Raw genomic sequence first — 15,241 nt, 5'->3', positions numbered from 1 at the left:
CAAAAACCGCCGCATAGTACCGGAAAGCGCGTCTGCTTGCCATTTATACCGTTATGGTCTACTGCCGCGGTAACCGCGCCCGGTTAACACTTTTTTTGTTTGGTGTTTGCGGCACCTATCGGCTGGGGTTATGAGTCGAAATGTTGAACGGTGAAAAAATGATGAAAAAAAGCGCTTTAATTTCATCTGGATAAAAAACTTTGTTTAACGGTTTAAGCGTTATCCCTTACCAGAAAAACAGCTTAGTCATTTTGGTTATGATTTATTGCTATCCCTTATTTAATCGTTGCTATTCTGCTCGGTAACCTTACAAACTCTCCTGATCTTTTCCGCACACCCGACGCAGCGAAGAGACAGCGACTGGCACTGGCGCGCGCCTGGCAGGAAAGGCGCTAAGTATAGGAAATAAGTACAGCAATGACGACTCAGGCTCCTCCAACATCTTTGCTCCCGCTGACGCCCGAACAGCTGGCACGCCTGCAGGCGACGATCGGCGACTATTCGCCGACGCAGCTGGCGTGGCTGTCCGGTTATTTTTGGGGCATGGTCAATCAACAGCCCGGAGCCGTGGCCATGGCGCCTGTCGCCCCTGCGGCTGCCGCCGGCATCACTATCATTTCCGCTTCGCAGACCGGCAATGCGCGCCGCCTGGCGGAGCAGCTGCGCGACGATCTGCTGGCCGCCAATCTGAGCGCCACGCTGATCAACGCCGGCGACTACAAGTTCAAGCAGATAGCTCAAGAGCGCCTGCTGGTGATCGTCGCCTCCACGCAAGGGGAAGGCGAGCCGGCGGAAGAAGCGGTGGCGCTGCATAAATTCCTGTTTTCGAAGAAGGCGCCGAAGCTCAATGACACCGCGTTTGCAGTGTTCGGGCTGGGCGACACCTCTTATGAGAATTTCTGCCAGTCAGGTAAAGATTTCGACGGCAAGCTGGCCGAGCTGGGTGCCGAGCGCCTGGTGGAGCGCGTGGATGCCGACGTGGAGTACCAGGAGCTGGCCGCCGCCTGGCGCAAACAGGTGGTGTCGGTGCTGAAGGCGCGCGCGCCGGCGGAAAGCGCCGCGCCGGGCGTGTTGGCCAGCGGCGCGGTTGACCTGATCGACAGCAGTCCGTACAGCAAGGAACAACCGCTCACCGCCCAACTGGCGGTCAAGCAGAAAATTACCGGCCGCGCGTCGGATAAAGACGTGCGCCATATCGAGATCGATCTGGGCAACTCCGGCCTGCGCTATCAGCCGGGCGATGCGCTCGGCGTATGGTTCGACAACGATCCGGCGCTGGTGGACGAACTGGTGCAGCTGTTGTGGCTGAAAGGCGACGAGCCGGTCGAGGTGGAAGGGCAGACCCTGCCGCTGGCGCAGGCGCTGCGCAGCCATTTCGAGCTGACGCAGAACACCACGCCGATCGTCGATAAATACGCCGCGCTGTCGCGCGACGAAACGCTGATCGGCCTGCTGGCGGATAAAGCCGCGCTGCAGCATTACGCGCATAACACGCCGATCGTCGACATGGTGCGCCAGGCGCCGGCGGATCTGAGCGCCGAACAGCTGATCGGTCTGCTGCGTCCGCTGACGCCGCGCCTGTACTCCATCGCCTCTTCGCAGGCGGAGAACGAAAGCGAAGTGCACATCACCGTGGGCGTGGTGCGTTACGACATCGACGGGCGCGCCCGCAGCGGCGGCGCCTCCGGCTTCCTGGCGGATCGCCTGGAGGAAGACGGCGACGTGCGGGTGTTTATCGAGCACAACGACAACTTCCGTCTGCCGGCCAACCCGGAAACGCCGGTGATCATGATCGGCCCGGGCACCGGCATCGCGCCGTTCCGCGCCTTTATGCAGCAGCGCGACGCCGACGGCGCCGGCGGCAAAAACTGGCTGTTTTTCGGCAACCCGCACTTTACCGAAGATTTCCTGTACCAAGTTGAATGGCAGCGCTACGTGAAAGACGGCCTGCTGACCCGCATCGATCTGGCCTGGTCCCGCGACCAGCAACATAAAATATACGTACAAGACAAACTGCGCGAACAGGGCGCGGAAGTGTGGCGCTGGATTCAGGAAGGCGCGCACATTTACGTCTGCGGCGATGCCAATCGCATGGCGAAAGACGTGGAAAACACATTACTGGAACTGGTGGCCGAGCACGGTGGCATGGATACCGAGCAGGCGGATGAATTTTTAAGTGAGCTGCGCCTTGAGCGCCGTTATCAGCGAGATGTTTACTGATGAGTGATAAACACCCCGGGCCTTTGGTAGTCGAAGGCAAACTGGCCGATGCGGAGCGCATGAAGAAGGAAAGCAACTTCCTGCGCGGCACTATCGCCGAAGATTTGAACGACGGCCTGACCGGCGGCTTCAACGGCGACAACTTCCTGCTGATCCGTTTTCACGGCATGTACCAGCAAGATGACCGCGACATTCGCGCCGAACGCGCCGAGCAGAAGCTGGAGCCGCGCCACGCCATGATGCTGCGTTGTCGCCTGCCGGGCGGCATCATCAGCCCGCAGCAGTGGCTGGGCATCGACAAGTTCGCGCAGGAGAGCACGCTGTACGGCAGCATTCGCATCACCAACCGCCAAACGTTCCAGTTTCACGGCATTCTGAAAGGCAACGTCAAACCGGTGCACCAGCTGCTGAACCGCTTGGGGCTGGACGCGCTGGCGACCGCCAACGACGTGAACCGCAATGTGCTGTGCACCTCCAACCCGGTGGAGTCCGAGCTGCATCAGGAAGCCTACGAGTGGGCGAAGAAGATCTCCGAACACCTGCTGCCGCGCACCCGCGCCTACGCAGAGGTGTGGCTGGATCAGGAGAAGGTGGCCACTACCGACGAAGAGCCGATTCTGGGGCCGACCTACCTGCCGCGCAAATTCAAAACCACGGTGGTGATCCCGCCGCAGAACGACGTCGATCTGCACGCCAACGACATGAACTTCGTGGCGATCGCCGAAAACGGCAAGCTGGTGGGCTTCAACCTGCTGGTGGGCGGCGGGCTGTCCATTGAGCACGGCAACAAGAAAACCTACGCGCGTCAGGCCAGCGAGTTCGGCTACATTCCGCTCGAGCATACGCTGGCGGTGGCTGAAGCGGTGGTGACCACACAGCGCGACTGGGGCAACCGCACCGATCGCAAGAACGCCAAAACCAAATACACGCTGGAGCGCGTCGGGGTGGACGTTTTCCGCGCCGAAGTGGAAAAGCGCGCCGGCATCACCTTCGCGCCGATTCGGCCGTATGAATTCACCGGCCGCGGCGATCGCATCGGTTGGGTGAAGGGCATCGACGATCAGTGGCACCTGACGCTGTTTATCGAGAACGGCCGCCTGCTGGACTATCCGGGGCGTCCGCTGAAGACCGGTATGGCGGAGATCGCCAAGATCCATAAAGGCGACTTCCGCCTGACGGCGAACCAAAACGTGATCATCGCCGGCGTGCCGGAAAGCGAAAAAGCGAAGATCGAAGCCTTGGCGCGCGATCATGGCCTGATCGACGACGAGATCAGCGAGCAACGCAAAAACTCGATGGCCTGCGTGTCGTTCCCGACCTGCCCGCTGGCGATGGCGGAGGCCGAGCGTTTCCTGCCGCAGTTTGTCACCAAGGTGGAAGGGATCATGCATCGGCACGGGGTGGGTGACGAGCATATCGTGCTGCGCATCACCGGCTGCCCGAACGGCTGTGGCCGCGCGCTACTGGCGGAGCTGGGGTTGGTGGGCAAGGCGGTCGGCCGCTATAACCTGCATTTGGGCGGCAACCGCGAAGGCACGCGCATTCCGCGCATGTACCGCGAGAACATCAACGAAGATGAGATCCTGAGCGAGATCGATCTGCTGGTGGGGCGCTGGGCGAAGGAGCGCAACGCCGGCGAAGGTTTCGGCGACTTCACCGTTCGCGCGGGCATCGTCAAACCGGTGCTGGATCCGGCGCGAGATTTTTGGGAGTGAGGCCGGCGGCCCCTGGGCAGAGGGGCCGCACAGGTCATTTCAAGTATCAGGAGAGACAACATGGCTGAATTCGATCTGGCGGCGCTGAACGCGTTGCCCAAATCCGGGCAGGCGCTGGCATTAGCGGTGGTCAATGGCCAACTGGAGACCCTCAGCGCCGAACAGCGCGTTGCATGGGCGCTGGAGCATCTGCCCGGCGAATTCGTACTCTCGTCCAGTTTCGGCATTCAGGCGGCGGTATGCCTGCACCTGGTGACGCGTATCCGGCCGGATATCCCGGTGATCCTGACCGACACCGGTTATCTGTTCCCGGAAACCTATCGCTTTATTGATCAACTGACCGACCAACTGAAGCTGAATCTGCAGGTGTTCCGCGCGGAGCAGTCTCCCGCCTGGCAAGAGGCGCGCTATGGCAAGCTGTGGGAGCAGGGCGTGGAAGGGATTGAAAAATACAACCAGATCAATAAGGTCGAGCCGATGAACCGCGCGCTGGAGACGCTGGGCGCGCAGAGCTGGTTCGCCGGCCTGCGGCGCGAGCAGTCAGGCAGCCGCGCCAATCTGCCGGTACTGGCGGTGCAGCGTGGGGTGTTCAAGATCCTGCCGATCATCGACTGGGACAACCGCAAGATTTACCAGTATCTGACCGAACACGGGCTGAGTTATCACCCGCTGTGGGAGCAGGGTTACCTGTCGGTCGGCGATACCCACACCACCCAGAAGTGGGAGCCGGGCATGAGCGAGGAAGAGACGCGTTTCTTCGGCCTGAAGCGCGAGTGCGGCCTGCACGAAGGCTAAACGGCGCGATCAACATGACAGGGCTCAGCAATGCTGGGCCCTGTTTTTTTGCGGGCTACTTTTTCTTCTGCGCTTTCGGCGGGTGCGCCTGCGCCAGCTCTTTGATCAGCGGCAGCAGGATCTGCACGCTGTCGCGGCTGCGTTTGTCGATCCGCCCCGGCAGGTAGCGATCCAGATACTGCAGATTGTCATACTGCGGACGGTGCCAGGTGATGCCCTGCGGGAAGTGCGGGCTGACGGCGCGCTGTTGGTAGCCATCTTTGTCGCCCAGCGACCAGTTGGTGGCCTCCACCGACAGCACCGGGATGCCAGCGGCGTCGAACACCTCTTGATCGGAGCAGCAGCCGGTGCCTTTCGGATGCTGTGCGCTGCCCGGATTGGTGGCGGCGGCGATGCCGTAGCGGTGGGCGATATCCAGCGCGCGATCGCGGGAACGCTTCGCCATTTGCGGCGGCGTGTTGCGCCCGGCGTTGAAATACAGACGATCGCCGGTGATCAGGCTGTCGAGGTTGATCACCAGCGCGGTGTTGCTTTTCTCTTCCGCGCTCATGCGTTGCAGGTAGTTCTGCGCCCCCAGTGAACCGATCTCTTCGGCGCTGGTGGCGACGAAGCGCAGGCCGTAGGCGGTGGGAATGTTCTTCAGGCGTTCCGCCAGTTCCAGCATCACGCCGATGCCGGAGGCGTTGTCGTCGACGCCCTGCAGCGTCAAGCCGCCGAGGTTGTTATCCAGATCCTCATCGCTCTGCGGCGTATAGGTGTCGAAGTGGGCGACGACCACGATCTGTTTTGGGCTGTCGCCGTTGCGGGCGGCGATCACCGAGCTGGCGGTGACGTTGTTCCAGTTCTTCTTGCCGTCTTTGCTGGTGTAGAGATAGCGCGTATTGACGCTGCGAATGTCGCTTTGGTAACCCATCTTGCTGAATTGCTGCTTCAGATAGTCGGCGGTGAGCAATTCTGCCGGGCTGCCCGCCATGCGGCCGGGGAAGTAAGTGGCGATGTGGCGGGTCTGTTCGGCGGCGAAACGGCCCATTGGCGCGTCTTTTACGGGCTGTGCGGCACAAACGCTGAAGACGCCGCCGAGTGCGAGGGCCAGCAGGCTGGTCTTCAGGTAAAAACGGGAAAACATACCGAAAAATCCTTCTTTGCTATCGGCGCTGCCGATCATTTTTCTTCGGCACCCAGTATGAGACGCCGGGCGGCATTACACAATTTCCCTGTCTCTTAATTTCGCACGAACGCGCAAACCGCCGCCGTGAGTATTACCGTTTGCTTCCTGCGTTGCGGCCTATATTCCATAAAGGAACTAATCATTCCTTTTCGTCATTTCAGAGGCTAAATCTCAGCCCGTATAGTCACACTATCTTTCTGTTATATGAAAAGGCTGTTGTGGACTATCTACCAATATTCGCCGACCTGAAACAACGCCCGGTGCTGGTCGTTGGCGGTGGTGACGTGGCTGCGCGCAAAGTCGATCTGCTTCAGCGCGCCGGGGCTGAAATACGGATAGTTGCGCAGTCGCTCTCACCGGAACTGGAACAACAACGTCAGCAAGGGCAGGTGCTCTGGCTGGGGAAAAGCTTTGATCCGCAGCAGTTGGACGACGTGTTTCTGGCGATCGCCGCCACGGACGACAACGCGCTGAACGCTGCGGTGTTCGCCGAGGCGGACAAACGCCGGGTGTTGGCTAACGTGGTGGACGATCAGCCGCGCTGCTCATTCATTTTCCCGTCGATCATCGATCGCTCGCCGCTGGTAGTGGCGGTGTCGTCCAGCGGCCAGGCGCCGGTGCTGGCGCGACTGCTGCGCGAAAAGCTGGAGGCGTTGCTGCCCGCCAGTTTGGGGCAGATGGCGCAGGTGGCGGGCCGTTGGCGCGGCCAGGTCAAACGGCGGTTGGCTTCGATCGGCGAACGTCGCCGTTTCTGGGAGAAAACCTTCGGCGGCCGTTTCGCCACGCTGGTGGCCAACGGCCAGACGGCGCAGGCGGAACGGCAGCTGGAGCAGGATTTACACCGCTTCGCCGCAGGCGATGAAGGCGCACAGGGCGAGATCGCCCTGGTGGGCGCCGGGCCGGGCGACGTGGGGCTGTTGACCCTGCGCGGGCTGCAGGTGATGCAGCAGGCGGACGTGGTGCTGTATGACCATCTGGTCAGCGGCGAGATCCTCGATCTGGTGCGCCGCGACGCCGAGCGCATCTGCGTGGGCAAGCGCGCCGGCGCGCACTCGGTGATCCAGGAAGAGACCAACCGGCTGCTGGTGGAGCTGGCGCAGCAGGGCAAACGCGTGGTGCGCCTCAAGGGCGGCGATCCGTTCATCTTTGGCCGCGGCGGCGAAGAGCTGCAGGTGGCCGCCGCCGCCGGCATTCCGTTCCAGGTGGTGCCGGGCGTCACGGCCGCCGCGGGGGCGACCGCCTACGCCGGCATTCCGCTGACGCATCGCGATCACGCGCAGAGCGTGACCTTTATCACCGGCCACTGCCGCCCGGACGGCGATGGTCTGGACTGGGCCGATCTGGCCCGGGCGCGGCAGACGCTGGCTATCTACATGGGCACTATGAAGGCGGCGGACATCAGCCAACGTCTGATCGCCCACGGTCGCGACGCCGCGACGCCGGTAGCGGTGATCAGCCGCGGCACGCGCGCCGATCAGCAGGTGCAGATCGGCACGCTGGAACACCTGGAACACCTGGCCCAACGGGCGCCGCTGCCGGCGCTGCTGGTGATTGGCGAAGTGGTGGAACTGCACCATCAAATCGCCTGGTTCGGGCATCAATCGCAGACGGAAGGGGCCGCGCGCCCGGCCGTCGTGAATTTGGCATAGGCAAGGCTTTTAAGGATCTGTTATGGACGAGAAACGACTCACTCATTTGCGGCAATTGGAGGCGGAGAGTATCCATATCATCCGTGAAGTCGCCGCTGAATTCGCCAACCCGGTGATGCTGTATTCCATCGGCAAAGACTCTTCCGTGATGCTGCATTTGGCGCGCAAGGCGTTCTTCCCCGGCATGCTGCCGTTCCCGCTGCTGCATGTCGATACCGGCTGGAAGTTCCGCGAAATGTACGAATTCCGCGATCGCACCGCGAAGGAGTACGGCTTCGAGCTGCTGGTGCATAAAAACCCGGAAGGGGTGGCGATGGGCATCAACCCGTTCGTGCACGGCAGCGCCAAGCATACCGATATCATGAAAACCGAGGGCCTGAAGCAGGCGTTGAACAAGTACGGTTTCGACGCTGCCTTCGGCGGTGCGCGGCGCGACGAGGAGAAATCGCGCGCCAAAGAGCGCATCTATTCGTTCCGCGATCGCTTCCACCGCTGGGATCCGAAAAACCAGCGGCCGGAGCTGTGGCACAACTACAACGGCCAGATCAACAAAGGGGAGAGCATCCGCGTGTTCCCGCTGTCGAACTGGACCGAGCTGGATATCTGGCAGTATATCTTCCTGGAAAAGATCGACATCGTGCCGCTGTACCTGGCGAAACCTCGCCCGGTGGTGGAGCGCGACGGCATGCTGATGATGGTGGACGACGATCGCATCGATCTGCAGCCGGGTGAAGTGATCAGCCAGCGCATGGTGCGTTTCCGCACCCTGGGGTGCTGGCCGCTTACCGGCGCGGTGGATTCGCAGGCGCAAACCCTGCCGGAGATCATCGAAGAGATGCTGGTCTCCACCACCAGCGAACGCCAGGGGCGGATGATCGATCGCGATCAGTCCGGCTCGATGGAGCTGAAAAAGCGTCAAGGGTATTTCTAAGGAGCCGCCGGATGAACAACGCAATTGCACAACAAATCGCTGACCAGGGCGGCGTCGAGTCCTACCTGCACGCGCAGCAGCACAAGAGCCTGCTGCGCTTTCTGACCTGCGGCAGCGTCGATGACGGCAAAAGCACCCTGATTGGCCGCCTGCTGCACGATACCCGCCAGATCTACGAGGATCAGCTGTCGACGCTGCACAGCGACAGCAAACGCATCGGTACTCAGGGCGAAAAGCTCGACCTGGCGCTGCTGGTGGACGGTCTGCAGGCCGAGCGTGAGCAGGGCATCACTATCGACGTGGCCTATCGCTATTTCTCGACCGAAAAACGTAAATTTATCATTGCCGATACTCCGGGGCATGAGCAGTACACCCGCAACATGGCCACCGGCGCCTCGACCTGCGATCTGGCGATCCTGTTGATCGACGCGCGCAAAGGGGTGCTGGATCAGACTCGCCGCCACAGCTTTATCGCGACCCTGCTGGGCATTCGCCATCTGGTGGTCGCGGTAAACAAAATGGATCTGGTGGACTATCAGGAAGCGGTGTTCGAGCAGTTCAAACAGGATTACCTGACCTTCGCCCAGCAGTTGCCTGGCGATCTGGACATCAAGTTCGTGCCGTTGTCGGCGCTGGACGGCGACAACGTGGCGAGCGAAAGCGCCCATATGCCGTGGTACAGCGGCCCGACGCTGCTGGAAGTGCTGGAGAGCGTTGATGTGATCAGCGAGCGAGAAAACCAGCCGCTGCGTTTCCCGGTACAGTACGTCAACCGCCCGAACCTCGATTTTCGCGGTTATGCCGGCACGCTGTCCGCCGGCGTGGTGCGGGTGGGGCAACGCATCAAAGTGCTGCCTTCCGGCGTGGAGTCCAGCGTGGCGCGCATCGTGACTTTTGACGGCGATCTGCAAGAAGCGGTGCCGGGCGAGGCGATTACGCTGGTGCTGAAAGATGAAGTGGACATCAGCCGCGGCGATTTGCTGGTCGACGCCGGCGAAAACCTGCAGGCGGCGCAGAGCGCGCGGGTGGACGTGGTATGGATGGCCGAGCAGCCGCTGGTGCCGGGCCAGAGCTACGACATCAAGATCGCCGGCAAAAAGACCCGCGCCCGTGTGGAGAGCATCCGCCATCAGGTGGAGATCAACACGCTGGCGCAGCATCCGGCTGACACGTTGCCGCTCAACGGCATCGGGTTGGTGGAGCTGACCTTCGACGAACCGCTGGTGCTGGACAGCTATCAGAGCAATCACGACACCGGCGGGCTGATCTTCATCGATCGCATGAGCAACGTGACGGTTGGCGCCGGTCTGGTGCGTGAAACGCTGCAGGCCGCATCGGCGGCGCGCGGAGAATTCAGCGCCTTCGAGCTGGAGCTGAATGCGCTGGTGCGCAAGCACTTCCCGCACTGGGGCGCCCGCGATCTGCTCGGTGGCCGATAAGGTGGCCGCTGAACTGAGGGCGACCGGGCCGGACGATGAGAACGTGGTTTGGCATCCGCACGCGGTCACGCGCGCGGATCGCGAAGCGCGCAACGGCCACCGCGGCGCGGTGCTGTGGTTTACCGGGCTGTCCGGCTCGGGCAAATCCACCGTCGCCGGCGCGCTGGAGCAAGCGCTGCATGGGCTTGGCGTCAGCACCTATCTGCTGGACGGCGATAACGTGCGCCACGGTTTGTGCCGCGATCTCGGTTTTTCCGACGAGGATCGGCGCGAGAACATCCGCCGGGTGGGCGAAGTGGCCAAACTGATGGTGGATGCCGGGCTGGTGGTGCTGACCGCGTTCATTTCGCCGCACCGCGCCGAGCGGCAACTGGTGCGCGAGATGCTCGGCGACGATCGCTTTATCGAGGTGTTCGTCGACACGCCGTTGGCGATCTGTGAGGCGCGCGATCCGAAGGGATTGTATAAGAAAGCGCGCGCCGGCGAGCTGCGCAATTTCACCGGTATCGACGCGGTTTATGAGGCGCCGCAGCAGCCGGAAATCCACCTCGACGGCCAACAATTGGTAACAAATTTGATTGCGCAATTGTTAGACGTGTTGCGTGGTCAGGCTATTATCAAACCCTGAATTCAAAAAAAGCGTGTGGCGTTTTTCGCCATGCGCTTTTTACTCTAAGCCGCCGCAGAGCGAGCCGAATAACCAGGGATCACTATGCAAAATGTCACGCCTATCTTGATCGACTCCAAGCAGTCAAAACAGGAGAGAGAGGAGCCTTCTTATTCTTTCCTGGGCGGCGTCAGCGGCTTTGTTTTCTACTGGCTGGCGTTCGCGTTGCCGTTTCTGGTTTACGGTTCCAACACGCTGTTTTTCCTGCTCTATACCTGGCCGTTTTTTCTGGCGCTGATGCCGCTGTCGGTGCTGATCGGCATCACTCTCAGCATGCTGCTGCGCGGCCGTCTGATCTTGACGCTGCTGCTGACCGGCGCCGTTGTGCTGTGCCTGTTCTGGCTGGTGTTCAGCTTCCTGACCGGGTGGTGAGAGAGTGGGCGCCGATGCCGGCGCCCGCAGGATTGCAAAGCCGTGCCGAAGGTTACAAAACTTTGCTCAAAAATGCCTGAGTGCGCGGATTGGACGGGTGACTGAAGATCTGCTGCGGCTGCCCCTCTTCCTGAATGATCCCCTGATCGATAAACAGTACCCGGTCGGCCACCTCGCGGGCAAAGCCCATCTCATGCGTCACCACCACCATGGTCATGCCCTCGAGGGCCAGTGATTTCATCACCGCCAACACTTCGCCCACCAGCTCAGGATCGAGCGCGGAGGTCGGTTCGTCGAACAACATGATCTTCGGCTCCATCGCCAGCGCGCGGGCGATGGCCACCCGCTGCTGCTGGCCGCCGGACAGACTGTTGGGATAGGCGTCGATCTTGTCGAGCAGGCCAACCTTGAGCAGCAGCTGCTCGGCTTGTGCGATGGCTTCAGCGCGCGGCTGTTTCTTCACGCTCACCGGCGCCATGATGATATTTTCCAACACCGTCATGTGTGGGAACAGGTTGAAGCGCTGGAACACCATGCCCACGCTTTCACGCATTTTGTTCAGGTCGGTTTTCTGATCGTGGACGGCGAAGCCGTTCACCTCGATCTCGCCGCCGGAGAGCGTTTCCAGCGCATTGATGCAGCGCAGGAAGGTGCTTTTTCCCGAGCCGGAAGGGCCGATGACGCACACCACTTCGTTGGCGGCGATCTGGCAAGAAATGCCGCGCAGCACATGGCTTTCGCCGAACTGTTTTTGCAGGTTATGTACGCGAATCACTTTTACCGAACCTCTTTTCCATGTGCTGCACCAGCAGCGAGAGCAGGAAGGTGATGACCCAATAGACCAGCGAAATGGTCAGATAGGGCTCCCAGTAGGTGGCGTAGGCGCCGGAGACGGTGCGGGCGGCATAGGCCAGATCCGCCAGGCCGATGGCGGAGGCCAGCGACGAATCCTTGACGATGGCGATGGCGTTGTTGCCCAGCGGCGGCAGCATGCGGCGGAAAGCCTGCGGCAGGATCACCTGACGCATGGTCTTGCCATAGCTCATGCCCAGCGAGCGCGATGCCTCCATCTGGCCGCGATCGATCGACTGGATCCCGGCGCGGAAGATTTCCGACACATAGGCGCCGGCGTTGAGCGTGATCGCCACCACGCAGGAGAGAAAGGCGCCGTAGTCGGCGCGCAGCGCGCGAGCGAAATCGACGCTCATCAGGCCGCTGGTGACCAGCAGACCGTCACGCGGGTTGATGAACAGCGGCACCAGCGCGAAGTGCACCACCATGATCTGCACGAACAGCGGCGTGCCGCGAAAGGCGCTGATGTAGATGCGCACCGGCCACTGAACGCCGTAATGCAGGATGGGTTTCCAGATGCCGTGCGGCGCCTGCGCCAAACGGCCCAGCCCGAGGATCAAGCCCCAGGTGGTGCCCAGCAGCACGCAGATAATGGTGCATTTGATGGTCATCCAGGCGCCTTCCATAAACAGCGGCGCGTATTCCTGGATGATCTCCCAGCGGAAGTTCAAGGGGTATTCCTTCTTGGTAGGCTGAAACGGTGGCGCGCCGACGCTCTTGCGGGCGCCGGCGACTGGGGATTATTCCGCCGGCAGCGTCGGTACGTTACTGTCGAACCAGGTTTGGTAGATCTTGGCGTAGGTGCCGTCGGCGACGATTTTCTTCAGGCCGGCGTTGATCTTGTTGCGCAGTTCATCGTTGCCTTTGGCGACGGCGATGCCGAAATATTGGCGCTCGAACTTGGCGTCGGGCACCAGCTTGAAGGCTTTCTCAGGGTGGGTTTTGATATAGAACTTGGCCACGCCGACGTCGCCGACCGCCGCGCCGATGCCGTCTTCATACAGCTCCTGCAGCATCAGCGGGGTGTTGTCAAAGCGCTTGATGGCGGTGCTGTTTTTACCCAGCGCGTCGGACACCACGATGTCGCCGGTGCTGGAGTTTACCACGCCGACCTTCAGCGCTTTCAGCGCGGCGATGGAGTCCACCGTCGAGTCTTGCGGCACCACGATAGCCTGCTCAGCCGGGAAGTAAGGCGCTGAGAAATCAACCATTTGCTTGCGCTTGTCGGTGATGGTGATGCCGGAAATGATGATGTCGCGATCGCCGGAGTTCAGAGTGGCGAAGATCCCTTCCCACGGCGTATTGATCAGTTTGATTTGGAAGCCTTCAGCCTTGGCCACCGCCTTGATGATGTCGATGTCGAAACCTTCCAGCTGCTTTTGGCTGTTTTCAAATTCGAACGGCCGATAGGTGCCGCCGGAGCCGACGACGTAGGTTGGTTCAGCCGCCAACGCGGCGATGGAGAAGGTGGCGGCCAGGCAGGCGCCGATCAGAACTAAACGTTTTAACATCGCGATCCCCGATAATGAATGGTTATATATTGGAATTATTTATGCACTATGAGTGCATAAAAATAAGCTTCAATGAATGAAAGTGCAACCGCTGCATGAGGATTATTCTCTCTATGGTGTTAAATATTCACTTTTTGCTTTGCTGTGGCGTAAGCGATGGGTCAGGAAGCGGTGATGCAGTGATTCTTGCTGCATAATGGAGGTGGGGCAGCGTGTGTCTCATTGGAAAACGCGGCGCGCGCGCCGAGCCAAAGGGGCGTTTTTTGCCGCTTTCACAGCGGAATTAGGCGATAAACACGGGAACCCTTCATCCGTATTCTGAATTTGGCGCTGAAATGCCGCTCTCAGTGTGGAGTCCAACGAGAAGTTGTGGGATGATTGGTCGGTTTTTCAGGGGGCGGAGATGGGAAAACTTACGCTGCTATTGCTGGCATTGCTCGGTTGGTTACAGTATTCACTGTGGCTGGGCAAAAATGGTATTCACGATTACGTGCGGGTCAATGAAGACGTTGCGGTCCAGCAGGGCAACAACGCCAAGTTGAAAGCGCGTAACGATCAGCTGTTTGCCGAAATCGATGATTTGAACGGCGGACAGGAAGCGATCGAAGAGCGTGCGCGTAATGAGCTGGGCATGATCAAGCCCGGTGAGACTTTCTATCGTCTGGTTCCTGACCAATCCAGACGCAACGCGGCGTCTTCTTCGCAAAACAACGCACAAAAATAACGCATGAATCACTCCGCAGGTACCTTTCCCTCGGTGATTGCCGTCCTGCCCGCTGCCGGTATCGGCAGCCGCATGCAGGCGGAATGCCCGAAGCAATATTTAACCATCGGCCGGCACAGCATCGTCGAACACGCCATTCACGCCCTGTTGCGCCACCCGCGCATTGAACGGGTGATCGTGGCGATCGGCCCCGAAGATCGCCAGTTCGAACAGTTGCCGATCGCCCAGGATCCGCGGGTGATCGTCACCGAAGGCGGCAAGCAGCGCGCCGATTCGGTGATGGCCGGGCTGAAACTGGCGGGTGATGCGGACTGGGTGCTGGTGCATGACGCCGCGCGCCCCTGCCTGCACGCCGACGATCTCGAGCGTCTGCTGGCGATCACCGCACATAGCAAGGTCGGCGGCATTCTCGCCGCGCCGGTGCGCGACACCATGAAACGCGCCGAACCCGGCCGCGAAACCATCGCCCACACCGTCGAACGGCAGGATCTGTGGCATGCGCTGACGCCGCAGCTGTTTCCGCTGCCGCTGCTCAAGCTGTGCCTGCAGCGCGCGCTGGATGAAGGCGCGAACGTCACCGACGAAGCCTCGGCGCTGGAACATTGCGGCTATCATCCGCTGCTGATCGCCGGCCGGGCGGACAACATTAAAGTAACGCGGCCGGAGGATTTGGCGCTGGCGGCGTTCTATTTGACCCAGTTAGACAATTAAGGAGCGCATCATGCGTATCGGTCACGGTTTTGATGTACATAAATTCGGCGGCGAAGGCCCGTTGGTGATCGGTGGTGTTCGCATCCCTTACGACAAAGGCTTGCTGGCCCACTCCGATGGTGACGTCGCGCTGCATGCCGCCACCGACGCCCTGTTGGGGGCGGCGGCGCTGGGCGATATCGGCAAGCTGTTCCCCGATACCGATCCGGCTTTCAAGGGCGCGGACAGCCGCGAGCTGCTGCGCGAAGCCTGGAAACGCATCCGCGCCAAAGGGTTCCGCCTCGGCAACCTCGACATCACGATTATTGCCCAGGCGCCGAAAATGGCGCCGCACATCCCGCAGATGCGCGTCTTCCTGGCGGAAGATTTGCAGTGCCATATGGATGACGTCAACGTGAAGGCCACGACCACCGAGCAGCTCGGTTTCACCGGGCGCGGCGAGGGCATCGCGTGCGAAGCGGTCGCCTTGCTGATCAAGGAATAACCG

The 15,241-nt window shown here is 60.8% G+C and carries 15 protein-coding genes; 11 read left to right on the top strand and 4 right to left on the bottom strand.

Annotation, left to right across the window (positions count from 1 at the left end):
- The first annotated feature begins 417 nt into the window (after positions 1 to 417).
- The 3 genes from cysJ to ACJ8PL_RS15620 are packed head-to-tail and all read left to right on the top strand — an operon-like array spanning position 418 to position 4,730.
- Positions 418 to 2,220, top strand: a complete 1,803-nt coding sequence (cysJ, locus tag ACJ8PL_RS15630; protein ID WP_079450099.1) for an NADPH-dependent assimilatory sulfite reductase flavoprotein subunit — start codon at positions 418 to 420, stop codon at positions 2,218 to 2,220.
- Positions 2,220 to 3,935 carry an assimilatory sulfite reductase (NADPH) hemoprotein subunit gene (gene cysI / locus ACJ8PL_RS15625; protein WP_016929053.1) on the top strand — a complete coding sequence of 572 codons (1,716 nt, stop codon included), beginning with the start codon at positions 2,220 to 2,222 and terminating at the stop codon, positions 3,933 to 3,935. Before cysJ ends, cysI begins: the two co-directional genes overlap by 1 nt.
- Before the next feature lie 60 nt (positions 3,936 to 3,995).
- Positions 3,996 to 4,730, top strand: coding sequence for a phosphoadenylyl-sulfate reductase (locus ACJ8PL_RS15620; RefSeq protein WP_016929052.1), 735 nt, complete (start codon positions 3,996 to 3,998; stop codon positions 4,728 to 4,730).
- 55 nt (positions 4,731 to 4,785) lie between these two features.
- On the opposite strand, the gene ACJ8PL_RS15615 is transcribed toward ACJ8PL_RS15620, so the two are convergent.
- Positions 4,786 to 5,856: an aminopeptidase gene (locus tag ACJ8PL_RS15615; protein WP_442531266.1), complete on the bottom strand. Its 1,071-nt coding sequence runs from the start codon at positions 5,854 to 5,856 to the stop codon at positions 4,786 to 4,788.
- Positions 5,857 to 6,116: 260 nt separating this feature from the next.
- Between ACJ8PL_RS15615 and cysG the strand changes: the two genes are divergently transcribed.
- The 5 genes from cysG (at position 6,117) to ACJ8PL_RS15590 (ending at position 10,956) form a co-directional block, all read left to right on the top strand.
- Positions 6,117 to 7,547, top strand: a complete 1,431-nt coding sequence (gene cysG / locus ACJ8PL_RS15610) for a siroheme synthase CysG (protein WP_016929050.1) — start codon at positions 6,117 to 6,119, stop codon at positions 7,545 to 7,547.
- Positions 7,548 to 7,569: 22 nt separating this feature from the next.
- Positions 7,570 to 8,478: a sulfate adenylyltransferase subunit CysD gene (gene cysD / locus ACJ8PL_RS15605; protein WP_110146701.1), complete on the top strand. Its 909-nt coding sequence runs from the start codon at positions 7,570 to 7,572 to the stop codon at positions 8,476 to 8,478.
- An 11-nt stretch (positions 8,479 to 8,489) separates the two neighbouring features.
- Entirely contained in the window at positions 8,490 to 9,917 is a 1,428-nt protein-coding gene (gene cysN / locus ACJ8PL_RS15600) for a sulfate adenylyltransferase subunit CysN (RefSeq protein WP_016929049.1), read from the top strand.
- A complete protein-coding gene (gene cysC, locus ACJ8PL_RS15595) occupies positions 9,856 to 10,545 on the top strand; it encodes an adenylyl-sulfate kinase (RefSeq protein ID WP_079450100.1) in 690 nt (229 codons plus the stop codon). Before cysN ends, cysC begins: the two co-directional genes overlap by 62 nt.
- 84 nt (positions 10,546 to 10,629) lie before the next feature.
- Entirely contained in the window at positions 10,630 to 10,956 is a 327-nt protein-coding gene (locus tag ACJ8PL_RS15590; RefSeq protein WP_016929047.1) for a DUF3561 family protein, read from the top strand.
- A 52-nt stretch (positions 10,957 to 11,008) separates the two neighbouring features.
- On the opposite strand, the gene ACJ8PL_RS15585 is transcribed toward ACJ8PL_RS15590, so the two are convergent.
- The 3 genes from ACJ8PL_RS15585 to ACJ8PL_RS15575 all read right to left on the bottom strand — a co-directional run bounded on the left by ACJ8PL_RS15585 (position 11,009) and on the right by ACJ8PL_RS15575 (position 13,319).
- Positions 11,009 to 11,731, bottom strand: a complete 723-nt coding sequence (locus ACJ8PL_RS15585) for an amino acid ABC transporter ATP-binding protein (protein ID WP_016929046.1) — start codon at positions 11,729 to 11,731, stop codon at positions 11,009 to 11,011.
- Complete coding sequence (locus ACJ8PL_RS15580; protein ID WP_042706788.1) at positions 11,715 to 12,434, bottom strand: amino acid ABC transporter permease; 720 nt, start codon at positions 12,432 to 12,434, stop codon at positions 11,715 to 11,717. The genes ACJ8PL_RS15585 and ACJ8PL_RS15580 overlap by 17 nt, the downstream gene beginning before the upstream one ends.
- A gap of 114 nt (positions 12,435 to 12,548) precedes the next feature.
- The gene (locus ACJ8PL_RS15575; protein ID WP_015376687.1) at positions 12,549 to 13,319 is read right to left on the bottom strand and encodes a basic amino acid ABC transporter substrate-binding protein; all 771 of its coding nucleotides are present in this window, start codon (positions 13,317 to 13,319) and stop codon (positions 12,549 to 12,551) included.
- A gap of 403 nt (positions 13,320 to 13,722) precedes the next feature.
- Between ACJ8PL_RS15575 and ftsB the strand changes: the two genes are divergently transcribed.
- Genes ftsB through ispF form a run of 3 tightly spaced genes read left to right on the top strand, consistent with a single transcriptional unit; the run spans position 13,723 to position 15,238 of the window.
- Entirely contained in the window at positions 13,723 to 14,043 is a 321-nt protein-coding gene (ftsB, locus tag ACJ8PL_RS15570) for a cell division protein FtsB (protein ID WP_016929043.1), read from the top strand.
- 3 nt (positions 14,044 to 14,046) lie between these two features.
- Complete coding sequence (gene ispD, locus ACJ8PL_RS15565) at positions 14,047 to 14,754, top strand: 2-C-methyl-D-erythritol 4-phosphate cytidylyltransferase (protein ID WP_097102739.1); 708 nt, start codon at positions 14,047 to 14,049, stop codon at positions 14,752 to 14,754.
- A gap of 10 nt (positions 14,755 to 14,764) precedes the next feature.
- The gene (gene ispF / locus ACJ8PL_RS15560) at positions 14,765 to 15,238 is read left to right on the top strand and encodes a 2-C-methyl-D-erythritol 2,4-cyclodiphosphate synthase (RefSeq protein WP_097102737.1); all 474 of its coding nucleotides are present in this window, start codon (positions 14,765 to 14,767) and stop codon (positions 15,236 to 15,238) included.
- The last annotated feature ends 3 nt before the right edge of the window (positions 15,239 to 15,241 follow it).

The organism is Serratia sp. CY83965, from assembly GCF_052166375.1.
Classification (GTDB): Bacteria; Pseudomonadota; Gammaproteobacteria; order Enterobacterales; family Enterobacteriaceae; genus Serratia; species Serratia marcescens.
Note: the sequence above shows the minus strand (reverse complement) of the source record. Positions and strands in the feature narration are given on the sequence as shown.